19 protein-coding genes and 2 pseudogenes are annotated in these 23,284 nt (G+C 57.5%); 10 read left to right on the forward strand and 11 right to left on the reverse strand.

The window, feature by feature from the left end; genetic code table 11:
- The first annotated feature begins 376 nt into the window (after nt 1-376).
- On the forward strand, nt 377-1,783 hold the full coding sequence (locus ACIPY9_RS20745; protein WP_400705769.1) for an amidohydrolase family protein: 1,407 nt from the start codon (nt 377-379) through the stop codon (nt 1,781-1,783).
- Here ACIPY9_RS20745 and ACIPY9_RS20750 read toward each other — a convergent pair.
- Nucleotides 1,770-3,080 (reverse strand): NTP/NDP exchange transporter, encoded by a 1,311-nt coding sequence (locus ACIPY9_RS20750; RefSeq protein WP_400705772.1) that lies wholly within the window; start codon nt 3,078-3,080, stop codon nt 1,770-1,772. The genes ACIPY9_RS20745 and ACIPY9_RS20750 overlap by 14 nt on opposite strands.
- 113 nt (nt 3,081-3,193) lie before the next feature.
- Here ACIPY9_RS20750 and ACIPY9_RS20755 point away from each other — a divergent pair, with 113 nt between their 5' ends.
- Complete coding sequence (locus ACIPY9_RS20755; protein WP_400705775.1) at nt 3,194-3,886, forward strand: hypothetical protein; 693 nt, start codon at nt 3,194-3,196, stop codon at nt 3,884-3,886.
- Nucleotides 3,886-4,794 carry a hypothetical protein gene (locus tag ACIPY9_RS20760; protein WP_400705778.1) on the forward strand — a complete coding sequence of 303 codons (909 nt, stop codon included), beginning with the start codon at nt 3,886-3,888 and terminating at the stop codon, nt 4,792-4,794. Before ACIPY9_RS20755 ends, ACIPY9_RS20760 begins: the two co-directional genes overlap by 1 nt.
- A gap of 131 nt (nt 4,795-4,925) precedes the next feature.
- Here the strand turns inward: ACIPY9_RS20760 and ACIPY9_RS20765 are convergent, their stop codons facing one another.
- Nucleotides 4,926-7,130: an OsmC domain/YcaO domain-containing protein gene (locus ACIPY9_RS20765; RefSeq protein ID WP_400705781.1), complete on the reverse strand. Its 2,205-nt coding sequence runs from the start codon at nt 7,128-7,130 to the stop codon at nt 4,926-4,928.
- A 180-nt stretch (nt 7,131-7,310) separates the two neighbouring features.
- Between ACIPY9_RS20765 and ACIPY9_RS20770 the strand changes: the two are divergent.
- Nucleotides 7,311-7,571: pseudogene (locus ACIPY9_RS20770) on the forward strand (hypothetical protein); the annotation flags it as partial.
- 124 nt (nt 7,572-7,695) lie between these two features.
- On the opposite strand, the gene ACIPY9_RS20775 reads toward ACIPY9_RS20770, so the two are convergent.
- Entirely contained in the window at nt 7,696-8,589 is an 894-nt protein-coding gene (locus ACIPY9_RS20775; RefSeq protein WP_400705784.1) for a LysR family transcriptional regulator, read from the reverse strand.
- Between the two features lie 213 nt (nt 8,590-8,802).
- Between ACIPY9_RS20775 and ACIPY9_RS20780 the strand changes: the two genes are divergently transcribed.
- Nucleotides 8,803-9,816, forward strand: a complete 1,014-nt coding sequence (locus ACIPY9_RS20780; protein ID WP_400705956.1) for an alpha/beta hydrolase — start codon at nt 8,803-8,805, stop codon at nt 9,814-9,816.
- A gap of 119 nt (nt 9,817-9,935) precedes the next feature.
- Here ACIPY9_RS20780 and ACIPY9_RS20785 read toward each other — a convergent pair.
- From ACIPY9_RS20785 to xylA, 7 genes and pseudogenes are all read right to left on the reverse strand, one after another.
- Nucleotides 9,936-10,367, reverse strand: a pseudogene (locus ACIPY9_RS20785) (MFS transporter); the annotation flags it as partial.
- Between the two features lie 90 nt (nt 10,368-10,457).
- Nucleotides 10,458-10,619: a hypothetical protein gene (locus ACIPY9_RS20790; protein ID WP_400705787.1), complete on the reverse strand. Its 162-nt coding sequence runs from the start codon at nt 10,617-10,619 to the stop codon at nt 10,458-10,460.
- A gap of 73 nt (nt 10,620-10,692) precedes the next feature.
- Nucleotides 10,693-11,388 carry a tRNA (adenine(22)-N(1))-methyltransferase gene (locus tag ACIPY9_RS20795; protein WP_400705790.1) on the reverse strand — a complete coding sequence of 232 codons (696 nt, stop codon included), beginning with the start codon at nt 11,386-11,388 and terminating at the stop codon, nt 10,693-10,695.
- A 234-nt stretch (nt 11,389-11,622) separates the two neighbouring features.
- Nucleotides 11,623-12,759 carry a sugar ABC transporter permease gene (locus ACIPY9_RS20800; protein ID WP_400705793.1) on the reverse strand — a complete coding sequence of 379 codons (1,137 nt, stop codon included), beginning with the start codon at nt 12,757-12,759 and terminating at the stop codon, nt 11,623-11,625.
- A complete protein-coding gene (gene xylG, locus ACIPY9_RS20805; RefSeq protein ID WP_400705959.1) occupies nt 12,759-14,315 on the reverse strand; it encodes a D-xylose ABC transporter ATP-binding protein in 1,557 nt (518 codons plus the stop codon). The genes ACIPY9_RS20800 and xylG overlap by 1 nt, the downstream gene beginning before the upstream one ends.
- A 116-nt stretch (nt 14,316-14,431) precedes the next feature.
- A complete protein-coding gene (gene xylF / locus ACIPY9_RS20810; protein ID WP_400705796.1) occupies nt 14,432-15,433 on the reverse strand; it encodes a D-xylose ABC transporter substrate-binding protein in 1,002 nt (333 codons plus the stop codon).
- A gap of 129 nt (nt 15,434-15,562) precedes the next feature.
- Nucleotides 15,563-16,879 carry a xylose isomerase gene (gene xylA, locus ACIPY9_RS20815; protein ID WP_400705803.1) on the reverse strand — a complete coding sequence of 439 codons (1,317 nt, stop codon included), beginning with the start codon at nt 16,877-16,879 and terminating at the stop codon, nt 15,563-15,565.
- Nucleotides 16,880-17,034: 155 nt separating this feature from the next.
- Between xylA and ACIPY9_RS20820 the strand changes: the two genes are divergently transcribed.
- Together ACIPY9_RS20820 and ACIPY9_RS20825 are read left to right on the forward strand one after the other, a co-directional pair.
- Nucleotides 17,035-18,204 (forward strand): XylR family transcriptional regulator, encoded by a 1,170-nt coding sequence (locus ACIPY9_RS20820; RefSeq protein ID WP_400705806.1) that lies wholly within the window; start codon nt 17,035-17,037, stop codon nt 18,202-18,204.
- Nucleotides 18,205-18,695: 491 nt separating this feature from the next.
- Nucleotides 18,696-19,712, forward strand: coding sequence for a hypothetical protein (locus ACIPY9_RS20825; RefSeq protein ID WP_400705809.1), 1,017 nt, complete (start codon nt 18,696-18,698; stop codon nt 19,710-19,712).
- Between the two features lie 187 nt (nt 19,713-19,899).
- Here ACIPY9_RS20825 and ACIPY9_RS20830 read toward each other — a convergent pair whose 3' ends face one another.
- Entirely contained in the window at nt 19,900-20,355 is a 456-nt protein-coding gene (locus ACIPY9_RS20830; protein WP_400705817.1) for a hypothetical protein, read from the reverse strand.
- A gap of 631 nt (nt 20,356-20,986) precedes the next feature.
- Here ACIPY9_RS20830 and ACIPY9_RS20835 point away from each other — a divergent pair.
- From ACIPY9_RS20835 to ACIPY9_RS20845, 3 genes are all read left to right on the forward strand, one after another.
- The gene (locus ACIPY9_RS20835) at nt 20,987-21,535 is read left to right on the forward strand and encodes a Bro-N domain-containing protein (protein ID WP_400705820.1); all 549 of its coding nucleotides are present in this window, start codon (nt 20,987-20,989) and stop codon (nt 21,533-21,535) included.
- Between the two features lie 520 nt (nt 21,536-22,055).
- Nucleotides 22,056-22,703, forward strand: a complete 648-nt coding sequence (locus ACIPY9_RS20840; protein WP_400705822.1) for a hypothetical protein — start codon at nt 22,056-22,058, stop codon at nt 22,701-22,703.
- The gene (locus tag ACIPY9_RS20845; protein ID WP_400705824.1) at nt 22,700-23,179 is read left to right on the forward strand and encodes a surface-adhesin E family protein; all 480 of its coding nucleotides are present in this window, start codon (nt 22,700-22,702) and stop codon (nt 23,177-23,179) included. The genes ACIPY9_RS20840 and ACIPY9_RS20845 overlap by 4 nt, the downstream gene beginning before the upstream one ends.
- Nucleotides 23,180-23,284: the final 105 nt, after the last annotated feature.

Genomic DNA, 23,284 nt, shown 5'->3' on the forward strand with positions numbered 1-23,284 from the left:
GAACTACAGCCCGGTAAGTGCCAGCCATGCCCTTATCGACCTGGGCAACTCCCGGCCCTTCCCCACATAACTGACAAGGCTGCTCATCAGGATGGCAAGCACGCCAGTCCCCATCAGCAGAAGCAAGCGTAATTTTATGGACATCCGGCTGCTCTCTTGTGGTCCGTCAGATAGAGCCAAACATGGATATAGAGTGGTTGTCGGCACCTGCGCCCGCTTAGTTAAGACCATTTGCAGGCTTTCGCTCCCAGGCATGCTCCAGGCACGCCATGTACCTGTGTGAAAACGCCCGGCATTGTCTACCCTTCTGAACGGCCAAGGTTATCAGCAGACGCTCTGGAACAGGCCATTCAAGCCCCCATGAAGGAGAAAGAACATGTCGAACGACACCGGCCTCGACCGCCGGGCATTGCTCAAAGCCGGTGCCTTACTCGGTGCAGGCCTCGCCATGCCAGGCTGCGCAACAAGCAGCAACACCTCACCTGCTGCGGCACAAAAGCCCGCTCACCTATTGATCCGCCACGCCACGATTCTGAGCATGGACCCGCAACTCGGCGACATCCGCGACGGGGATGTGCGCATTCGCGATGGGCTCATCGTTGCCGTCGGCAAGCAGCTCCCCATCGAAGGAGCCACGGTACTGGATGCAACGGGCATGATTCTGATCCCCGGCATCGTCGACACGCACTGGCACCTGTGGAACAGCCTCATGCGCAACAGCGCGCCGGTACGCGGTGAAGCCTTCTTCAAGACTCAACTGGCACTGAGCAAAAGGCTGACACCCGAGCTGTCCGCCCTTGGCGTACGCCTTGGGCTGGCACAAGCCACCGCCGCCGGGATCACGACCGTCAATAACTGGGCCCACAACATTCGTAACCCGGCCTTTGCCTACGCGGAATTGCAAGCATTGGTACAGAGCGGATTAAGGTCCCGAATGTGGTACGGCTACCCTCAGGAGCTGGCCGCCACGGCGCCGATGGATTTCAATGACATCCAGCGCTTCCAGAAACAACTGGAGGCACCGGCTTATCGCCGGGTGGATCTGGGCATGGCCATCCGCGGCCCGGAACGCACGGAGGCCAACATATGGCAGCAGGAGTTCGCCTTTGCCAGGCAGCACGCCCTGCCCGTCTCGACGCATATCGGCGTCACCCGTCAGGCGCAACAGAAAAAGGCCATCCAGCAATTGGCCCGACTCGGACTTCTGAGCCCCGACTTGCAACTGGTGCACGCCACCCACGTGGACGCCGCCGACTTGCAAGCCATTGCCCACAGCGGTGCGACGGTCTGCCTGACGCCACTGACAGAAATGCGCATCGGCTATGGCCTGCCGCCGGTAATGGCCTTGCATGACGCCAGGGTGCCCTTGAGCCTGGGCATCGACACGCTGGTCTTGAGCGGCAACGCCAACCCGTTCATGGTCATGCAGACCACCCTGAACCTGGCCACGGCCATGAGCGAAAACGAAGCAGCTCTGACAGCGGCAGACGTACTCTACTGGGCGACCCAGGGCGGAGCGGACAGTATGGGGCTGGGTAAAGTCATCGGCTCCATCACCGTGGGCAAACGTGCCGATCTGGCACTGATCGACGGGCATAGGCTCGGGATTGCACCGATAACCGATGCGACAGCCAGTGTTGTACAAAGCGCCACGCCCAATGATGTCGATACCGTGATTGCCGAGGGCCGGCTGCTCAAACAGGGCGGCAAGCTGTTGGAAGTGGACACCGAAAAACTGGCAAACGAAGCGATCGAGGGATGGCTGGCAATCAGTCGGTCTTGAGGTTCTCGTTCCCCTCTAGCGCTCGTTCATGTCGCCCCAGTAAATATCCGCACACACCCCAGCCCGCGGCCAGCAACGCCCCCACCAGCATGGCCGCGGCGGGGTGCTCACCCAGCAGGTCAATCGCCCGCTTTAGCCAGCCACTCGCCGCATCGCCGCCGCGATAGACCACCGTGTCGATAAAGTTCTTGGCCTTGTACTTCTGCTCGGCCGGCAAGACGGCGTAAAGCATTTCCCGCCCCGGCCTGACAAGGGCATATTCACCGACCCGGCGCACAACCATGACCACCACGAATATCGAGAACAACGGTGCAACCGCCAACGCCAGAAAACCCGGCACCATCAGCACCGGAACAAGGATCAACAACACGCCGACACCCAGACGCCTGGCCAGATGACCTGCCAGAAAAACCTGAACGATCAGGGACAAGGCCTGCACGGTGGCGTCGATCAGACCGAAGACGCGTGTCTGATCGGTGCGGTCCGGAAAATACTCGACCATCAGACGAGCCTGCTCGAAATACAGAAAGGTGTTGATACTCGCCAGCATCAGCACAAACAGCGTGATCCCCATCAAGTAAGGCGATCGCAGTGTCTGGGTCGCGCCCGAAAAGGGATTGCCACCCAGAGCCTTGTGCCTCGGCGCTGGCTCATCGGCCTGCGCCAGAGGACGTCCCTCCCGCCAGCGATGCAACCCGGTTGCCGCACCGGCACAGACCCACAACAGCAATGCACTGATCATCAATAAACCGGCATGCCCCAGCGGCTTGACCAGCATCGCGCCCATCACAGGCCCCACCAGCCCGCCAACGCTTGCACCTCCGGCAATCAACGCAAAAGTGCGCCTGGCCTGTCCGGCCGTCATCACATCGGCCAGGACGCTCCAGGCCAGTGAAATCGCAATCAGATTGAACACCGACAACCAGATATAAAAGGTACGTGCCGCCCAGACGCTGTCCGGGTAAAGCCAGAACACCGCGGCGAACATCAACAAGATGAAGGCGCAGCCCGTGTAGATCCAGAGCGCCAATACCCGGCGAGGGACTTTCGAGGCCAGCCAGCCAAACACCGGCAACATGACCAGTGTGGCCAGGAACGTGCCCGTAAACAGCCATTGCAGGTTATCCACCCCGCCCGCAATCCCCATCGTTTCTCGCACGGGGCGTAGCATGAAGTACCCCGTGAACAACGCGAAAAACATCAGAAGGCCAATGAGCACAGGCCGGGCCTCGCCTGGTTCGATGTTGAACAGTCTGAAAACATTGTGCATCAGTGGCGTAGCGGGTTTGCCAGGCATCGTTGCTCCTGATGTGCTGAAACTCGACTGAAAAAAATATCAAAAAGCCACTACTGTTTTGATCAATGCTGTCGATAAAGGCGGCATCGTTTTAACTTACAGGGATTGGTTACATGCCGCTTTATATACTTCGCCGTCTGGCAACACTGACTTTACTCGCTTGCCTGGCGCTTACCGGCTGCGCAAATGTTCAACCGCCAGTACCACTGGATCAACAATTCTGGGATACCAAAGAGCCAACCATCGGCGTAGCAATCAGCGTGCTGCCAGAACCGGTGCTTGCACTGACAGGTAATCAGGGTCTTCTGGATCTGGCCATCAATAAAGGCGTCAACAGCAGCCTCAGCGATAACGTCGAGAAATGGCAAGTGCGCGATTTCAATACACTGCCCGATGCCATTGTCGCCAAGTTACAGGCCAAAGGTTACAAGGCCAAACGAATCAACGAGCCGGTGGATTTGAATGCCTATAAGGAAATCAGTTTTCGCGAAGGCTATACAGTCCGCGACCTGACCCCCCTCAAAGCCGCTTATGGTGTTGATCGCCTGTTATTGGTCAATATCCTGGTGACCGGAGCAACTCGCAGCTATCACAGCATCGTGCCGACCAGCGTTCCCATGGCACAGGTAGGTGGACAGGGCATGATTGTCAATCTGGCAGACAACAAACTACTGTGGTTTCAACCCTTTGCCGCCGTGCAGGCCGCTCAAGGCGAGTGGGACGAACCGACTTACACCAACCTGACCAATGCGTTCTACCAGACGATAGACACAAGCCGTCAGCAAATGCTTACACCGTTCAAATAATGAAACGCTTGCTGAAAGCGGCCAGCGCCCTGATCCTGCTGACACTTGTCGGTTGCGCACAGAAATCCGCGCCGCAAGCTGGCTTCAAGTCTCAAGACGCGACGTCATACGTCTTGGCCCATGGGATCAAAGTGGACCTGCAACTGCCACAGGCATTTGTCGGTGCCAACACCGTGATCGACGCCAAAACGGCGCAAGCCGCAGCGTCGTCGAGCCACAATCTGGTCGCGAGTTCGAGCAATAGCGCCGGAGTCGCCGGACTGCTGGTAGCCAGCTTGATCAACACTCAGATGGGCAGCGGTAGCTTGCAGCGTAATGCAGAACAAAGCGCCCTAGAGGATTCTCGGCCGCTGGCGGATCTGTTGGCAAGCATGCCGTTGCAGGAGTATCTGCAACGGCGCTTCCAGCAAGCCTCGCTGGCCGCAGGCCTCAAGCAAGGAACGGGGGACATCAGCGCACGTCTGGCAATAGAACCTCAACTGATACTGACACCTGATCGAAGCACCTTCGTATTGAGCAATCAGGTGCAGGTTCAAGATATTGCCGGTACAGCCCTGTATCGCATGCGCATCGAAGTGGCCGGTCAGCCGATTCGGCGCTGCGGCGAACAATGCATCGATGATGGAGCCCTGGATCTGAAACAGGTCACAGCTGTTCTCGATGAGTGTATCGACGAGTCGATGCGCGTGCTGGTCAATGATCTGATACTGCCAACACCACCGGAATCTGCTCAGGAAACCATACGCTATGTGCTCAATGGTCAACGTGTAGTCGAGCGTGGTTATCAGTTGACCGGCAGCGGCAAATACTGGCGTTATCGTAACCTTTACGGCGCGCTGAAATCAGTGCCTGTGCCGTTCGAGGATGCAATGACACCGGCACAATTGCAGTCGGTTTACGGACGATAGCGAAAATCGTTTTCCTCCCTGCCGCTCGTATTGCCCATTTACGATGCTCTTGAGCAGAGAAGACAGTTTCGCGGGAACATGGGCTCCTTACGTGTCCCGAATCGCGTGCTCTGCTCAGGGTCATGTAATGATCAACCAGCTCCCCCCACCCTACGCGCCCGCGCCGCATGCAGTTTCTTGTAGCTGTCGATCAGGCGCTGATGCCTGTCGAGCCCTTCCAGCTTCATGCTCGTCGGCGTCAGGCCGAAGAAGCGCACGCTGCCGTCCATTGAGCCGAGCACGGCGTCCATCCGCTCGTTGCCGAACATACGGCGGAAATTGACTTCGTAATCCTCGAGAGCCAGTTCTTCGTCCAGTTCCACTTCCAGCACCACATTCAGGGCCTGATAGAACAAGCCGCGCTCGACGGTGTTGTCGTTGAATTGCAGGAAGGCCTCCACCAGCTCTTTCGCGTCTTCAAATCGCTTCAGAGCGAGATGGATCAGCAGTTTCAGCTCCAGAATCGTCAACTGTCCCCAGGCCGTGTTGTCGTCGAACTCGATGCCGATCAAGGTCGTGATATCGGTGTAATCATCCAGCTCGCTGTCTTCCAGACGCTTGACCAGTTTCTTCAGTGCGACAGGGCTCAGCGTATGCAGGTTCAGGATGTCGGCGCGGAACGCCAGTGCCTTGTTGGTGTTATCCCAGATCAGGTCTTCCACCGGGTAGATCTCGGAATAACCCGGCACCAGGATACGGCAGGCCGACGCCCCCAGATGCTCGTACACCGCCATGTACACTTCCTTGCCCATGTCTTCGAGAATGCCGAACAGGGTCGCGGCTTCTTCGGCATTGGAGTTTTCACCCTGGCCGGAGAAATCCCATTCGACAAACTCGAAATCAGACCTGGCACTGAAGAAGCGCCACGACACCACGCCGCTGGAGTCGATGAAGTGCTCGACAAAGTTGTTCGGTTCGGTCACTGCATGGCTTTCAAAGGTCGGCTGAGGCAAGTCGTTCAGGCCCTCGAAGCTGCGGCCCTGCAGCAACTCCGTCAGGCTACGTTCCAGCGCCACTTCAAAACTCGGGTGTGCCCCGAACGAAGCAAACACGCCGCCGGTGCGCGGGTTCATCAAGGTGACGCACATCACGGGGAATTCCCCGCCCAGCGACGCATCCTTGACCAGTACCGGGAAGCCCTGCGCCTCCAGCCCCTGAATGCCGGCCAGGATGCCGGGGTATTTTGCCAGCACGTCCTGCGGCACATCGGGCAGTGCGATTTCACCTTCCAGAATTTCGCGCTTGACCGCCCGCTCGAAGATTTCAGACAGGCACTGAACCTGCGCTTCGGCCAGCGTGTTACCGGCGCTCATGCCGTTGCTGAGGAACAGGTTTTCGATCAGGTTGGACGGGAAATACACCACCTCGCCATCCGACTGGCGCACATAGGGCAGCGAACAGATACCACGCTCGGTGTTGCCGGAGTTGGTGTCGTAGAGATGCGAGCCACGCAGTTCGCCGTCGGGGTTGTAGATCTCCAGGCAGTATTCGTCGAGGATTTCCTCTGGCAGCGCATCCTTGCGGCCCGGCTTGAACCAGCGCTCGTCCGGGTAATGCACGAATTCCGCATTGGCGATCTCTTCTCCCCAGAACTGATCGTTGTAGAAGAAGTTGCAGTTCAGCCGCTCGATGAACTCGCCCAGCGCCGAGGCCAGCGCGCTTTCCTTGGTCGCGCCCTTGCCGTTGGTGAAACACATCGGCGACTGCGCATCACGGATATGCAGCGACCACACATTGGGAACGATATTGCGCCACGAAGCGATTTCGATCTTCATGCCCAGGTCCGCCAGAATGCCCGACATATTGGCGATGGTCTGTTCCAGCGGCAGGTCCTTGCCTGCAATGCAGGTGCCTGCGCCTGACACCGTGGCAGGCATCAGCAACGCCTGGGCATCGGCGTCCAGGTTTTCCACCTCCTCGATCACGAACTCCGGCCCGGCCTGCACCACTTTCTTGACCGTGCAACGGTCGATGGAACGCAGGATGCCCTGACGGTCCTTGGCAGAGATATCCGCCGGCAGCTCGACCTGGATCTTGAAGATCTGGTTGTAGCGGTTCTCCGGGTCGACAATGTTGTTCTGCGACAGCCGGATGTTGTCCGTGGGAATGTTGCGGGTCTCGCAATACAACTTCACGAAGTAAGCCGCACACAAGGCCGATGAGGCCAGGAAATAGTCGAACGGTCCCGGTGCCGAACCATCGCCCTTGTAGCGGATAGGCTGATCGGCCACCACCGTGAAGTCATCGAATTTGGCTTCAAGACGAAGGTTGTCGAGAAAGTTGACCTTGATTTCCATGTGGGATTACCAGAATAGCGAGCATACGATTTGGCCGCCATTATCCGGTTTTTCAGAGGGAAGTCTTGTGCTTTCAGGGTTTTTAGCCCAGCGCCCGGCGTCACAGCCGTCTTGTTTTCACTCAGGAAAAGTCGATGTGTTTACGCTTGAACAAACGAGGGAGATGACCTGTACGCCATCGAGGACCGCAGCGACTCCATTGTTTTAGCCAACCTGAACCAGCCGACGTTCCTCATGTGCGATGAACGAGGTTTATGGATCAGCGAGGACTCGACACACCGCGCCCGCTTGTTGCTGGTTGACCCGCAAGGGCATCAGCAGACCATCCTGTCGTTTCTGAAAGCCCCGCAATCGATCATTCGTACCGACCGAGGCACTTACTTGCTGGCGGAAGGTGGGCGTGACCGGATTCTGGAGCTGACGCCGCCTGTCGCGCAGTAAACCGTGGGAGCGAATTCATTCGCGAGAGGCCCGTGAGGCCGAAGAGAATCTATAGCCCTCAATGACGTCTCGCGAATGAATTCGCTCCTACAGAAATCAAGCGGCGTTCCGGGTCCTACATGTATCAAACCCCGGCGCGCAAGGCCTCGAGCACAAGCGAAAAGGCCGGCGACGGCAACTTTCGGCTGGGGTAATACAGGTGATACCCCTCAAACGGAGGGCACCAGTCGGCCAGTACACGGACCAGACGGCCGTCCTCGATATAGGGTGAAAACTCCTCCTCAGGCAGATAGGCAACTCCCAGACCTCCGACGGCAGCCTCCGCGATATGAGGGGTGGTGTTGAAGATCAGTTGGCTCTCGACACGGACTTTCACCTTGCGACCGCGCCGCTCGAACTCCCAGGCGTCCAGCCCGCCATGGGTGGGAAAACGGATGTCGATGCAGCGGTGGGCCATCAGGTCCTGCGGTGTCCTGGGGGGCGGGTTTCTGGCGAAGTAAGACGGCGCGGCCACCACCGCCATGCGCAAGGCCGGGCCAATGGGCACCGCAATCATGTCTTTATGGACGGTGCTGCTGAAGCGCACGCCAGCATCGAAACGATCGGCCACGATATCCCGAAATCCATAATTGATATCGAACTCAAGCTTGATGTCGGGATACTCCAGCAACAGCGGCATGAGCCTGGGCAACAGGATGGTTTTCAGGACGAAATCACCGCAGGTTATACGTACCGTTCCCGCCGGCTTGTCACGAAGCTCCGTCAGGGCATCCAGCTCAGCCTCGATCTCGTCGAAGCGGTAACCGATGGTCTGCATGAGACGTTCACCGGCGCTGGTGGGTGAAACGCTACGGGTCGTGCGGGTCAGCAACCGGATTTTCAGACGCTTCTCCAGCCCGGAAACCGTCTGGCTCAGGGCTGACTGGGTCACCCCCAAATGTGCCGCTGCACGGGTAAAGCTGCCCTCACGTGCCACGGTCACGAAGGCCAGCAAATCGTTGAGATTGTGTCGTGGCATAGGATTCGACCCCACTCCATTGATTAGCCCGGCTTATAACGAGATCAACCGTTCATTAGCTTATCAAGCATGCCTGACTCGCTGAGAATACGGCAAGCCGCGCACAGAGACTTCTTGCAGGCAAATCAACATCGCGGGGCGAGCACTGCAACGACGTGGCGTACCCCCTTCCCTATCCACTTGAAACGGGAGCTCTTCGTGAAAAAACTCATCATGTTGCTCAGCCTTTTCATGGCGTCGCTCTCAGCAACAGGAGCCGATATGTCCAATGGCGCAAATAACTTCTACACCAGCGATCAAGTGACCGTGCAGAAGGTCACCTTCAAGAATCAGTACCAGATGAAAACCGCCGGGAACCTGTTCATTCCCAAGAACCTGAATCTGGGCAACAAGCATCCGGCGATCATTGTCGGGCACCCGATGGGCGCAGTGAAGGAGCAGAGTGCGAACCTTTATGCGCAGAAAATGGCCGAACAGGGCTTTGTCACTCTGTCTCTGGACTTGTCCTTCTGGGGTGATAGTGAAGGGCAACCGCGCAATGCGGTTTCACCGGATCTCTACGCCGAAGACTTCAGTGCGGCCGTCGACTATCTGGGCACCCAGACTTTCGTGGACCGTAACCGGATCGGTGTCATCGGTATCTGCGGCAGCGGCAGCTTTGTCATCAGCGCAGCCAAGATCGACCCTCGCATGAAAGCCATTGCCACCGTCAGCATGTACGACATGGGCGCCGCCAACCGCAATGGCCTCAAACACTCAGCGACGCTCGAACAGAGAAAACAGACCATCGCGGCAGCGGCCGAGCAGCGTTATGTCGAGTTCACGGGAGGCGAGACGAAATACACCAGCGGCACCGTCCACGAACTGACCGACAAGTCCAATGCCATCGAGCGCGAGTTCTATGATTTCTATCGCACGCCTCGTGGCGAGTTCACGCCAAAGGGCTCGTCTCCCCTGCTGACCACGCACCCCACGCTGACCAGCAACATCAAGTTCCTGAACTTCTACCCGTTCAACGATATCGAGACGATTTCTCCACGCCCGATGTTGTTCATCGCCGGTGAAAACGCTCACTCTCGCGAATTCAGCGAAGAAGCCTATCGACTGGCGGGGCAGCCCAAGGAACTGGTGATCGTGCCGGGTGCCGGTCATGTGGACCTCTATGACCGTGTCGACCTGATCCCGTTTGACAGACTGGCTTCGTTTTTTCTGACTCACCTGAAGTAACCACGGCCCCCGGTCCTGCCAACAGGCAGAACCGGGGAAACCCATATCGGGTGCCGGCTACCGCACCAGGCAAGGCTTCTTGTTATCGAACGTCTAGCCGGAAATCAGGTACTGCATGGCGATGGCATCGTCCCGGGCACGATCGGCGTCTTGCGGGCCACGCTCAGGGAGTTGCCACGACGCAGGAGCATGTCCGAGAACACACCACCCAGAATCCCGCCCAGGAAACCGCACATGGCAGGCAGGGACGCGATGATCCCGGCCTTGAGGATCGTCATGCCCCGCTCCTGCACCAGGTAGACAGGGAACCAGGTAAGGAAGAAGTACGTCAGCGAGTTGATGCAGAACTGCCCGAGATAGACACCGGCCATCATGCGGTTGGTGAGCAGTTGACGGACATAGGTCCACTTGGGGCCGCCGTCCTTTTTCTGCCGCTGTTCATCGATATCGACCAGACCACCGTTTTCAGCGATGTACTGAACCTCGGCGGCATTGGCCAGCGGGTGCTTTTTCGGGCTATGAATGACCCACAGCCAGACCATGGAAAACAGCTTGATCGCTCACAACCATGAAGCCATCGGAGCGGGCCTTGGGTTTCTGTCGTTCAGCGAGAAGTCCGGGCTTTCAGGGCGTCGTAACGCTCAGTCCCGTATTACAAACCGCTCGGAAAGCAGCTGTACACGCTGCATCAGGAGATCAGGGGATGGCTGGTCTGCCAGCAGCCCGTCCAGCGCCAGGATAAACACCTCGGCAGCCGCTTCGTCCTGCAGGATGTTCAACGCGGTGAACGATCCAGCGGGCAAGGTGATTCTTGTATGGGGTCAGCAAGGTTGCCGCCACTGAGTTCGCCATGCGCAGGGCGACACTGACCCGGCCTCAAGCCAACAGTTCGGAAATCCACTGAACCTGCTGCGCAATCTCCTGCACCTTCGCCTCGGGCACGACCTGTCGCGCCCGGGCGAAATCGGCCAGAGTCTTCTGCCTGCTGTGCAGCATGCGCTGCCATTTGGCCAGAAATGCCGGGCTGCGAGCCTGCATCAGTACAGGACCGAAATACAGCTCCTCATCGGAATACAGCACCGGCCCGGAACGCTCGGCCACGATGATCTCGTAGTCGAAACGGTTTTCCCGCAGCACCTCCTCGCAGAGGATGCGATAACCATTGTCCATCAGCCACTGGCGCAACGGCTGTTCACCGCCATTGGGCTGCATGATCAGAAGCTCCTGACCACTCAAGCACGCCTTGTCGCTGTCGAGAATGTCCCGAATCGTCTCCCCGCCCATGCCGCACAGACTGATCGCCGTAATCCCGTCCCCCGGCTCAATAGCCGCCAGCCCGTTGGCCAGGCGCACGGTAATCTGATCGTCCAGCTCGTTCTCCCGCACCGAACGCCGGGCCGCATGAAACGGCGTCAACGCCACCTCCCCCGCCACCGCCGCCTCGATGGCGCCACGCAACACCAGCGCCACCGGCAGATAAGCGTGATCCGAACCGATATCGGCCAGCCGCGCACCGACAGGCACATACGCCGCCACACGCTCCAGACGCATGGACAAGGTTTGTTCGTTCAACGGTTGTCCTCTTGATCGCGCGTTAGCCAGATTGGGGCGCGATTCTGGAGATGATAAGGGGGGATTTCAAATTTATCGGTCCAGGCAACCAATGTAGGAGCGAATTCATTCGCGAAGACAATATTTCAGCCAATCTATTGGCTGCGGATGTACTGGCTTTTCGCGAATGAATTCGCTCCTACATCAGAGGCTGCGTTTCGGTAGAAACGTATCGGGTGGCACTCCAGCCATGCCTCAACGCCGCTCACTCCGGGTACTCACATCGACCCACACGGCCAGCACCAGAATGCTGCCTTTGACGATCATCTGCCAGTAACTGTCCACGTCGAGCATGGACATGCCGTTGTCGAGGCTGGTGATGACCAGTGCTCCGAGCAAAGCGCCGTAAACCGTGCCGGAGCCGCCGCGCATGGAGGTGCCGCCGATGAAGCAGGCGGCGATGGCGTCGAGTTCGCCCATGCTGCCAGCCGAGGGGGAGCCCGCAGCCAGACGCGCGGTATTGACCATCCCGGCCAGGGCGCACATCACGCCCATGATGCCAAAGATCCACAACTTCACCGCCTGCACGTTGATACCGGACAGGCGCGTGGCCTCCATATTGCTGCCCACCGAATAGACCCGACGCCCGAACACGGTCTGGCTGGTCACGTAGCTGAACACGCCAAGCAGAATCAGCAACAGCAGCACCGGCACGGGAATGCCGTCGTAGCTGTTGAGTGTCTGGACGAAAGCCGCCAACACGGCGCCGATCAACACCACACGCAGTAAATCCTGCATCAGCGAATGCGCCGCCAGCCCGTGCAGCGCACGGTTGCGGCGTTGTTTCCAGGTCAGGAACAGCGTCAGCGCGAACAGCACGATGCCCAGGCCCGTTCCGACCGTATGCGGCAGATAGCCCTGCCCCACGTAGACGAGTTCCGGCGATACCGGAGCGATGGTCGTACCGCCGGTAATTCCCAGCAGAATGCCGCGAAACGCCAGCATGCCGCCCAGCCCGACGATGAACGACGGGATGCGCAGGTAAGCGGTCATGTAGCCGTTGGCGAGGCCGATCATCAGCCCGCACAAGGCGACGATGCTCAGGTTGGCCAGCAGCGGTATGTGGTAGATCACGTCGAGAATCGCCGCCAGCCCGCCCAACAGTCCCAGCAACGAGCCGACCGACAGGTCGATCTCGCCGCTGATGATCACCAGCACCATGCCGCAGGCCAGAATCCCGGTGATGGACATCTGCCGCAACAGATTGGAAAGGTTACGCGGGGTCAGGAATCCGCCCTCGGTCTGCCAACTGAAAAACAGCCAGATGATCGCCACGGCGATGACCAGCGCGAGCATTTTGTAGCGTGTGAAAAGCTGTTTGACCTGGTTCATCACGCGGACTTCCGATCGTTAGGGTTAGGGCCAGCGGCCTGGCTGAGCGCGGCGGCGAGCACCTGTTCCTGAGTCAGTTCGTGATTGATGAAGTCACCGCGCAACTGGCCTTCGCCGATCACCAGTACCCGGTCTGAGACACCGAGCACTTCGGCCAGCTCCGAGGAGACCATGATGATCGACACGCCTTCGGCTGCCAGCGCCCCCATCAGCTTGTAGATTTCATACTTGGCACCGACATCAACACCCCGGGTCGGCTCGTCGAGGATCAGCACCTTGGGTCGGGTCAGCAGCATCTTGGCCAGCACGGCTTTTTGCTGATTGCCGCCCGAGAGACTGGTGATCGGCAGGAACGGGCTCGCCGTCTTGAGGTGCATGCGCGAGATTTCATGATCAATGCTGTGCAGCTCGGCCTCGGCGTCGATACGGGTCAGTTTCGCGTAACTGTCCAGCACCGCCAGAGAGATGTTCTGGCCGACGCCCAGGTCTGGAATGATGCCCTGACGCTTGCGGTCCTCGGGGACCATGCACAGCCCGGCGCGGATGGACTTGAGCGGCGTGCGGGTATCGATCAACCGGCCATCGAGCCAGACCTCCCCTTCGTAGCGACCGGTATACGCGCCGAACAGCGCCGACACCAGCTCCGTGCGACCGGCCCCCACCAGTCCGGCTATGCCGAGAATTTCCCCACGCTTGAGAACGAACGAAATGTCGTCGACCCGCTTGCGTTTCGGGTTATCGACGTCGTAGCAGGTGATGTGTCGCGCCTCGAAAATCACCTCGCCAATGCGGTGGGGGTCGGTGGGGTACAGGTTGCTCATTTCCCGACCGACCATCTGGGTGATGATCTGCGGAATGTCCATGTCCGCCATGGCGGTCGTGGCGATGTGTTTGCCGTCACGGATCACCGAAATGGTATCGCAAACGGCGGCCACTTCATCGAGCTTGTGGGAGATGTAGACGCACGCTACGCCCTTGGCCTTGAGGTCGCGGATGATGTCCAGCAGCACCTCGATTTCCGAACGGGTCAGGGCCGAAGACGGCTCATCGAGAATCAGCAGCCGCGCCTTTTTGTTCAGCGCTTTGGCGATCTCCACCAGTTGCTGATGGCCGCCCCCGTACTGGGACACCGGCAGCGACACGTTCATGTCCGGGACTTTCAGTTCACGCATCAGGGCTTCGGCGCGACGGGTCATGGCCGGGTAGTTCATGCGCCCACCGAACAGCGTCAGCTCATGGCCCATGAAGATGTTTTCCGTCACTGACAGGTCGGGCACCAGGGTCAGTTCCTGATGAATGATGACGATACCGGCGGCTTCGGTTTCGCTGATCGACTGCGCCTTGAGCGGCTGACCGTCCCAGAGGATTTCACCGTCCCAGGTGCCGTGCGGATAGACCGCCGACAGCACTTTCATCAGCGTGGATTTACCGGCACCGTTCTCGCCGCACAGGCCGATGCACTCCCCCGCCCGGACCTTGATGTCGATGCCATTGAGGGCTTTGACGCCGTCGAAGGTTTTGACGATGCCATTCATTTGCAGCAGATAGTCGGACATGGCGAGGGCTCGCACGAAAAGGCTCCACTCCCCGGCCACAGGCCGGAGGCCAAACCCGCAGGCGGGAACGTCCCGGACCTGCGGAGTTGTTCAATCGAGTCATGTCGCTCGAAAGATCACTGCCCGGCAATCTGCGCCTTGGTGTAGAACCCGTCCTTTTCCAACAGGTCGATGTTGGCCTTGGTCAACGGAGTTGGCGTCAGGAGGATGGTGTCGACTTGCTTCTTGCCATTGTCGTACTGCGAGCTGTAGGTGGGCTTTTCGTTACGCGCCAATTGCACCGAGAGCTTTGCGGCTTCGGAGGCGATCAGTTTCAGCGGTTTGTAGACGGTCATGGTCTGCGTGCCATCGATTACCCGCTTGACCGCTGCCAGGTCGGCATCCTGCCCCGAAATCGGCACCTTGCCAGCCAGTTTCTGCGCGGCCAGCGCCTGGATCGCACCGCCAGCGGTAGCGTCGTTGGAAGCCACGATGCCATCGATCTTGTTGTCGTTACGGGTCAGGGCATTCTCGACGATGCTCAGCGCTTCGGTGGGGTTCCACTCCTTCACCCACTGCTGACCGACGATCTTGATATCGCCCCGGTCAATGGCCGGTTGCAACACCTTCATCTGACCTTCGCGGAGGATTTTTGCGTTGTTGTCGGTGGGCGCGCCGCCGAGCAAAAAGTAATTGCCCTTGGGCGCGGCCTGCAGCACACCGTTGGCCTGCATCTCGCCCACCTTTTCGTTATCGAAGGAAATGTAGGCATCGATATCGGCGTTGAGAATCAGCCGGTCATAGGACACCACCTTGATCCCGGCCTTCTTGGCTTCGGCCACCGCGTTGGTCAACACCGTGGCGTTGAACGGCACGATCACGATCACATCCACGCCACGGGAAATGAGGTTTTCGATCTGGGAGATCTGCTTCTGTTCGTTGGCATCGGCCGACTGGACAAAGACCTTGGCGTTCATCTTTTCCGCCGCCGCGACGAAGTAATCCCGGTCACGGGACCAGCGCTCCAGGCGCAGGTCATCGATGGAAAAACCGATTTTCGGGTTGGCTGAATCGGCCATGGCCGGAATCGACAACAGGGCCAGCGCCCCGGCCAGTAGCGTGCGTTTGAAGGTGTTCATGGTGGTGCGTCCTTTTATTGTTGTTTGAAAGACACTGCCTGACGATGAATATCGTGCTGGTACAACTGTAGAGCGTCGCCCGGTTGGCCCGGCACAGATTTGTCGTGAGAATGTAACAACGGCTGGCCGTCAGCGATAAATGAACCGGTTGACGAGGTTTTCCAGCATTTCCTGCCTGCCGCTGACGGCCTGCGGGTTCAGCTCGTTGGCGAAAGCATGTTCGGCCAGCGATTCGAGGCTGAACCCACCGGCGAGCACCTGTTGGCCCAACGGCTGCTGCCAGCCCGCGTAGCGCTGATCCTTGAAGTGCTGCAATCGGTCGTTCTGCAACATCGCCGCCGCACGCTCCAGAGACAGCGCAAGCACATCCATCGCCGCGACATGGCCATGGAACAGATCGATTTCGTCGAGGCTCTGGCGTCGCACCTTGGAATCGAAATTGAACCCGCCGTTCTTGAAGCCTCCCGCCTTGAGAATTTCATAGGTGGCCAGGGTCATCTCTTCGACACTGTTGGGAAACTGATCGGTATCCCAGCCGTTCTGCGGGTCGCCACGGTTGGCATCGATGCTGCCGAAAATCCCCAGTGAAACTGCCGTGGCAATCTCATGATGGAAACTGTGACCGGCCAGGGTCGCGTGGTTGGCCTCGATGTTGACCTTGATTTCGTTTTCCAGACCGAACTGCTGCAAAAAGCCGAATACCGTGGCGCTGTCGTAATCGTACTGGTGCTTGGTCGGCTCCTGCGGCTTGGGCTCGATCAGCAGATCTCCCTGAAAACCGATCTTGTGTTTGTGCTCGACCACCATGCGCATGAAGCGACCCATCTGTTCGCGCTCGCGCTTCAAGTCGGTGTTGAGCAGGGTTTCATAGCCTTCGCGCCCGCCCCACAACACGTAGCTGGAGCCTTTGAGGCGCTGGGTGGCGTTCATCGCACTGAACACCTGAGCGGCGGCGCAGGCAAACACTTCCGGGTCCGGGTTACTGGCAGCACCCGCGGCAAAACGTGGATTGCTGAAACAATTGGCGGTGCCCCACAACAGCTTGATGCCGCTTTGCGCCTGATGCTGCTCCAGGCGGTCGACCATCTGCGCGAAGTGGTTGCGGTACTCCCGGAGCGAGCTGCCTTCCGGCGCTACATCCGTATCATGGAAGCAGTAATAGTCGATCCCCAGCTTGCTGAAGAACTCGAAGGCCGCTTCTGCCTTGCCCATCGCCACTTCCATCGGATCGCCCGCGTGCTGCCATGGACGCTTGAAGGTCCCTGCGCCAAACACATCGGAACCCGGCCATACAAAGCTGTGCCAATAGCAGACCGCCATACGCAAGTGCTCGCGCATGGGTTTGCCGAGGATGAGCTTGTTGGCATCGTAGTAGCGGAAAGCCAGAGGCGAATCGCTGGCCGGGCCTTCGTAGAGAACCCTTTCGACTTCGGGGAAGTAAGCCATGGGCAATGTCCTTTGTTGTTCTTGTCGGTGGCTCGATACTAACAACCGCCCTGCGCCTGAAAATTATGAAAATCGCCAACAGAGAGTGCGATTTTGCGTACTGGCGCCTACGCTGTGACCACTCCTTTGGTGTGAACCGGCCCAGGACAATAACAATGAAAACCATACCGCCCGTACACCGCGTTGCCCTGCTGTTCAACGGCAGCAAGATCTACGACCGCGGCATCATCAGCGGCATCGGCAACTACCTGAGCAGCACCCGCGCATCCTGGGATCTGTTTCTGGAAGAAGACTTCCTCTGCCGCCTGAAAGGCATCGAACGCTGGCAAGGTGACGGGATCATCGCCGACTTCGACGACCCGCTGATTGGCGAAGCGCTGGCCGGAAGCAAACTGCCGGTGGTGGCCGTGGGCGGCTCCTATCAGGACGAGCGCGCCTACCCCAAAGGCATTCCCTACGTCGCCACCGACAACAAGGCAATGATCACCCTCGCCTACGAACACCTGATCGAAGCCGGGCTGACGCGCTTTGCCTGCTTCAGCCTGCCCGAAGCCCAGGCCAACCGCTGGGCCCAGGAGCGGGAAAAAGCCTTTCGCTGGCTGATGCAACGCGACGGCCTGCACGCCGAGGTCTACCGCGGCATGGGCACCAGCGCGCCGCTGTGGGACAGCGCCGTCGAACAACAGATCGCCTGGCTGCAAAGCCTGCCCAAGCCCATCGGCATCATCGCCGTCAGCGACGCCCGCGCCCGACAACTGCTGCAAGCCTGCCTCACCGCCGGCATCGCCGTGCCGGAACAGGTCGCCCTGATCGGCATCGACAACGACCCGTTGACCCGCAGCCTGACCCGCGTGCCACTAAGCTCCGTCGTCCAGGGCACCGAAACCATGGGCCGCACCGCCGCGCACCTGCTGCACCAGATGCTGCACGGCATGCCAGCCAAAGGCACCCAGATCCTGATCCCCCCCGACGCGATCAACGTCCAGGTCTCCAGCCTGCACCAACCCTTGGGCGACCCGTACGTCATGCAAGCCCTGCTCTTCATCCGCCAATACGCCTGCCAGGGCATCAAGACCGCACAAGTCGCGGCCTACGTCGGCGTATCCCGCTCATCGCTGGAATCCCACTTCCGCAAAGTGCGCGGCTGCAGCGTGCATGACGAGATACTGCGTTTTAAATTGGCGGCGGTGACGGATGAGTTGAAGGATGGGGGCGTGACGATTGCGGAAGCGGCGCGGAATTGTGGGTTCAAGTCTGCGCAGTATTTGCATACGGTGTTTCGGCGGGAGTTTGGGTGTACGCCGCGGGGGGGAGTACGGTGCTAAAGGGTTACTTTCGGCCGATTGTGTTGAAAAAGTCGGTTTTCTGAAGTGGCTAGAAGATTGACCGGTGAAAGCCCCTTTCCAGCGCGCTGCTACGTGAAATCTGAGTCCGCTAACCTCAGCCGAAAGCGGAGATCTCAATCACAGACGCATACTTTTCTGCTGCGAAAACTATGGCCGACTTTTTCAACAGAATCGGCCAAAAGCAGCCACTCGCGACGGTCCCTATAGGCCAAAGCTCACGTTAACGAGATCTGCGTCTGATTGCAGCCAGTTGATGGCTTTAACGTAATGGTACACTCTAGCACCGACACGTGTGTCAGTGAAACATCAAGAAATTTGTGTGCTCAACAGTGAGCAATAAGTTCTTATAATTTGATTGCTACACGAAACTAGTAAGGACACCACTTGAGATTAGCAAAGCGCTTTATAGTCATTAAATATTAATTGCAAGCGTGCAGTGGCCGCCGGATTCAAAAAATTTGAGAGCAAGTATGACAGCTAATGAAGACAAGAAAGAAAGCCTTAGCTTTCTGAGTAAAGCCGAAAAATATGGATTGAAACTTGCAGAATTAATTCCTGGGCTAGAAAAGCCCGCGACTATCATAAAGCACTTGCGTGACTTTCATGACGAGCAAAAAGAGATTCGCATAAGACGTTATTGCAAGGCATTGGTCAATTGCATATCGACTGCAGACTATACGGCTGCCAATGAGTTGGCTACAGATATTGAATTCGCCGATCTACTGCAGGCTTGTGTGAATGATAGCGACAGTAATAAATCTGAGGCCTATGCGCAATTAACAATTACATTGAAATTTGGCTCTCTAGATAAAGAATATCGTCGTCACTTCATGCTTTCGCTCAAGCAGCTTGCTCATGAAGACCTAGAACTGTTAAGGCTTGCACACATATCGACTAAACATGAGTTGATCCCTAAGCATGGATACGGGGTCCTTTCCCAAAGTGACATATTTAACGACCACAAACTTGGAGTGATTAGATCGCTTTCAGTTCAGACTCTACGCCAACTGGGGCTGATTAAGCCTGAAGGCATTACAGATCTAGGAAAACTATTTATCAAATCTATATATAGCAGAGAGCTTTGTGATCATCATGAAGACTTTAAGATATGGCAGAGCCCTCCGGTTATCATTTTGACGGGAGGAAAGAAAGACAGTCATAACGACACCGTAATCGATAATTTTAAAAGTCTGCGGGTTCGTTGTGTCACTGTACCTATCCTCAGCTTCCCCAAAGGAATTGAGCAGAATCGGCCATATAAAGCGATAATTTTCGCAGGTAATTACGAAGGGCTCACCTTTAGCAAATATAGCGAATTAGAAGCTTTTACTTCCTCAACCCCTAACCAATGCATAAATTTAGGGTACACGCTATCAAGCACCTCTCACGGGATGTGTTCTCGACATATCGACTTCAGTGAAACTCAGACAGTGGCAGAGCAAGTTGCAAAGGTTGCCCAAACCCTGGGGTTTTTCGTTGACGCATAGATATTGTTTATATCAGCGAGCGCAGCTTTTCCTTTATGCTTAATTAATTCATTCGATGTAATGAATGACTGCTTAGGGTCGCTAGCCGCCCTAAGTGGCAGATAGATAGAACTGCATTTACGTTAAACAGCCGACACAAAAAATCCCACTTTTCGGGCTTTTTTCGTACACGGTGTAAAAGCTCTAATTACTTGTTCCGCAATAGCACATACGCTTCACCGCCGTTGCGGTCATGATGAAGAATAAAGTTGTTGTCCTGGATACGCACCTTCGATGGCACACGATCTGCTACCGGCGTTTGCGAGTAAGTCTGCGCGGCACTCAGCAGTTGGCGGGTCAGGCTGTCGTCGGGTTGCTTCGGAGTGGTAACGACGCATTCCTTTTCGGAAAGTTGCACGGAGAGATTTTTGTCTGCGGTGAAGCCGGTGCGCGTGAAGCCCATGTCCAGGAGGTCGTTGATGCCGAACCGCTTGGCCGCTTCTGCAGAGCCGGCGAATGAGGGGGCGGTCTTCAGACAGATGTCGACGAAGGCTTCGATGGCCTTGGAGGTGACAGGCGTCGATGCGGTTGGCGTTGCAGTGGTGCAGCTGGCGAGGACGAACAGACTGGACAAGGCAAGTGTGCGGAACAAAGTATTGGACATGAAGCGGGGGTCCTTCCATTTGAAATTCGGAGTGCAGGCGTGGGCTGATCGGCGCCGGAACGGACTGCCTGCGAATGGTAAATTAAAATGGAGCACTGCGTTTACGACTTTGTGAACCCCGGCGCTTGCTGGCAATGCGCTCACGACGGTAGGCAAATTCGCTTACCAACAGATTGCATAACAGCGACTGACAATAGCCTCTCGATTTCGGGAATGCTGACCGGTCGCTATGGGTCGACAGTGTTGAATTGATAATTTCTTATTCTTCTTACTCGTGAAGCCAACGACATTATGGCCTCTGCCCCCGCGCTTATTCCCTTTCCCTTGAGTGAAATTTCCTAGAAAATCCCGACCGCTTGCGTGTGTCGATTTGGGGATTTAGTGTGCTGCGTCGCTGCAAAATCAGCGACCGGATTTAGCGATCCGAATCCCAAGGCACAGCAGTGCTGCATGACCTGTATCAGGCAACGTCCTTGCCTGAGGCACGTGTTATGGCGGCTGTGCGTCGGAGACCTTCGGGTCTGCCGGTGTGCCTTTGGGGCCGGTTCGCTAACCGTCGTACAGTCGCCACCCTTATGCGTTTAGCGACGTATCGGGTGGTTCATCATCCCCCCAAAGGAGTTTTACCCTCATGGACCTTCCCTACCCGTCACCTCCCTGTACCGATCACTTTGAACCCACCGTCTTCATCCGCCATCACCGCATGCTGCGTGCCGTGATCCTGGACGCTCAGGTCTGGTTTCCCTTGTCGGATCTGGCTCGCCTGATGGGCAAACAGCTGGACGAGCGCGCCACCCTCAAACTCGACGCCGATCAACGTCGCACGGCATGGCTATTGACCCATGGGCAATGGGAGAAATGTCTGATGATCAGCGAGTCAGGTGCATTTGCGTTGTTGGTGCATCACTACGTCCCCGAAAACCGGGCATTACGCCGCTGGTTATCGCAGGAAGTGTTGCCCACTCTCGACGCTCAAATCGCGGATGCCAACGACCAGCCTCAGCTGTATCAGATGCGCTGGCAGGGCCATGTATTGGGCGCACTGCAATGGCATGGAGAGTTGTGGATGAAATTGCGTGATGTGCCCGAGCTGGTTCAAATACAGCCTGATACGACAAGAGAGCCTTGGTGGCGAAAACTGGTCGCAGGAATCCGCAAAAGGCCCACTGCATTGACCTGACGCCTGAACGAATTCCTCAACGACTGTTCGCTGCTAAACAAACAAGGGTGGCGGCTTTGACGCGGGTTAGCAGACCGGTGGGAACAAGCGCAATTAACCGGCGCACCCGAAGGTGCCCCACGCAAAGCCGCCATAGGCGGTACTCACGGCACTTGTCATCCACAAACAGGCTGCTAAACCCGATCACTGAAATTCAGCGACCGACGCAGCCTAGTGCTGAGAATTTACAGGCGCAAGGGCTGGAGATTTTCTAGGAAAGCTCATACGGAATAAAGGGCAATGGACGCAGGAAAGGTCCTGCAAACACGGGATTTTCGTTAGCTGAAGTAACGAATACCCATCAGCCGCGTAGGAGCGAATTCATTCGCGAAGACGGTGCTTCAGACGACATATACCTGTTGTGTGATTGATTGGCGAACTCCCTTTACCACCAGCCTCCTTTTCCGTTTCTTTCAATTTGTAACAACGTCCTGACGCTATTAAGATCGCGTCTTTGCAGCCCACCAGGAATCTCCAGGCAATGGACATGCGTCGCCGTTTATCCTTCTCCTACAGCAAAGCGGTACTACCCCTTTTCCTCGGACTGTGTTCCGGTAATGCACTGGCCAGCAGCCTAAGCGAAAGCCTGGTCTCGTGTGAGCCGTCATTCTTCACACACCTGTATTCCCAACGCGCCGATATGGGGAAGACCGTCAAGCTGGCCCGCAACGATCAGCGCGGTCTGGCTTGGCTACCGGTGCCAGACCGCCGCAACTTCGACACCGCGTTCCAGCATTTCACCCCTGTTGTCGACGACCAAGGCCTGCGCCTGACCAGCTACTACGACCGGATCATGGATCTGGACGAGCAAGGCACTTACTACTTCTGGGGTTTTGAAATCGATGCCAGCCGCGAGCAAGTCATGGCCAAGTTGCCGAATGCGAAATGGCAGGAGGCCGGCGAATACTTCATTTCCAGACCACGGATCAAGGCGAACGCCAATTCTGCTTGGCAGGACAACCTTGCGGCGGCTTCAGGCATCGCTCCGATGGCGGGTTCCGCGGAAAAGCTTCTGATGCTCAGCGTCGAGAACGGGAAGACCCGCCTGCTCTGTTCGTTGCAGGGCAGCGTCGATGAGCGCCTGTTGCAGCAGGAACGCCCGGACATAGCGCAAGGAACCACACGATGAAGCGCCTGCCATACTTGGCCGCGATATTGCTTCTGGGCGGCTGCGCCCAAGGCACTGTGTCGCAGAAAGCCGTGGCCGAAACACCGACCACGCCCCCTGCTGGCATGTTCAAACTGCTTGCGGACGCCGAACTGGCAACCTACTTCGACGCCCATTCGGTCACCCTGTACCAGGGCAATCCGCATTTGCGCCAGTTCTCCCTAATCAACAATTACCTCGGACCCGCCGCCCCCAGCGATAAACTTCCAGATATCCGCAGTTCGCGGGCGATCCGGGTGATCAACTGCGAGCGGGACGAAATGGCGCAGTTCGGCCGGGTATATTTCTCCCAGCCCTTTGCCCGAGGGAATGAAGTGGCACGCAAGAGCGATATTCCGCAATGGGAACCGTTGGAGCGGCAGTCGCTGATCGGGATGTTGCGCGACTCGGTATGCAAGATCAATGCAGCGCATCTTCGGGCGGGTAATCCGGGGTAGCTGGATCTGTGCATGAGCAGGCGGCTGTCACGGCACGCCTGCTTTATTGCGTGGGCAATCTTGCGATAAGTCACAGGCCGGCCAGATATTGTGCAATTTTCGACC

The organism is Pseudomonas sp. NPDC089734 (assembly GCF_044748865.1).
Classification (GTDB): domain Bacteria; phylum Pseudomonadota; class Gammaproteobacteria; order Pseudomonadales; family Pseudomonadaceae; genus Aquipseudomonas.

What these genes read in the sequence shown, in the direction of transcription:
- ACIPY9_RS20745 (WP_400705769.1), top strand. Translation starts at nt 377, where the DNA reads ATGTCGAACGACACCGGCCTCGACCGCCGGGCATTGCTCAAAGCCGGT.
- ACIPY9_RS20750 (WP_400705772.1), bottom strand. Translation starts at nt 3,080, where the DNA reads ATGCCTGGCAAACCCGCTACGCCACTGATGCACAATGTTTTCAGACTG.
- ACIPY9_RS20755 (WP_400705775.1), top strand. Translation starts at nt 3,194, where the DNA reads ATGCCGCTTTATATACTTCGCCGTCTGGCAACACTGACTTTACTCGCT.
- ACIPY9_RS20760 (WP_400705778.1), top strand. Translation starts at nt 3,886, where the DNA reads ATGAAACGCTTGCTGAAAGCGGCCAGCGCCCTGATCCTGCTGACACTT.
- ACIPY9_RS20765 (WP_400705781.1), bottom strand. Translation starts at nt 7,130, where the DNA reads ATGGAAATCAAGGTCAACTTTCTCGACAACCTTCGTCTTGAAGCCAAA.
- ACIPY9_RS20775 (WP_400705784.1), bottom strand. Translation starts at nt 8,589, where the DNA reads ATGCCACGACACAATCTCAACGATTTGCTGGCCTTCGTGACCGTGGCA.
- ACIPY9_RS20780 (WP_400705956.1), top strand. Translation starts at nt 8,803, where the DNA reads ATGTTGCTCAGCCTTTTCATGGCGTCGCTCTCAGCAACAGGAGCCGAT.
- ACIPY9_RS20800 (WP_400705793.1), bottom strand. Translation starts at nt 12,759, where the DNA reads ATGAACCAGGTCAAACAGCTTTTCACACGCTACAAAATGCTCGCGCTG.
- xylG (WP_400705959.1), bottom strand. Translation starts at nt 14,315, where the DNA reads ATGTCCGACTATCTGCTGCAAATGAATGGCATCGTCAAAACCTTCGAC.
- xylF (WP_400705796.1), bottom strand. Translation starts at nt 15,433, where the DNA reads ATGAACACCTTCAAACGCACGCTACTGGCCGGGGCGCTGGCCCTGTTG.
- xylA (WP_400705803.1), bottom strand. Translation starts at nt 16,879, where the DNA reads ATGGCTTACTTCCCCGAAGTCGAAAGGGTTCTCTACGAAGGCCCGGCC.
- ACIPY9_RS20820 (WP_400705806.1), top strand. Translation starts at nt 17,035, where the DNA reads ATGAAAACCATACCGCCCGTACACCGCGTTGCCCTGCTGTTCAACGGC.
- ACIPY9_RS20825 (WP_400705809.1), top strand. Translation starts at nt 18,696, where the DNA reads ATGACAGCTAATGAAGACAAGAAAGAAAGCCTTAGCTTTCTGAGTAAA.
- ACIPY9_RS20830 (WP_400705817.1), bottom strand. Translation starts at nt 20,355, where the DNA reads ATGTCCAATACTTTGTTCCGCACACTTGCCTTGTCCAGTCTGTTCGTC.
- ACIPY9_RS20835 (WP_400705820.1), top strand. Translation starts at nt 20,987, where the DNA reads ATGGACCTTCCCTACCCGTCACCTCCCTGTACCGATCACTTTGAACCC.
- ACIPY9_RS20840 (WP_400705822.1), top strand. Translation starts at nt 22,056, where the DNA reads ATGGACATGCGTCGCCGTTTATCCTTCTCCTACAGCAAAGCGGTACTA.
- ACIPY9_RS20845 (WP_400705824.1), top strand. Translation starts at nt 22,700, where the DNA reads ATGAAGCGCCTGCCATACTTGGCCGCGATATTGCTTCTGGGCGGCTGC.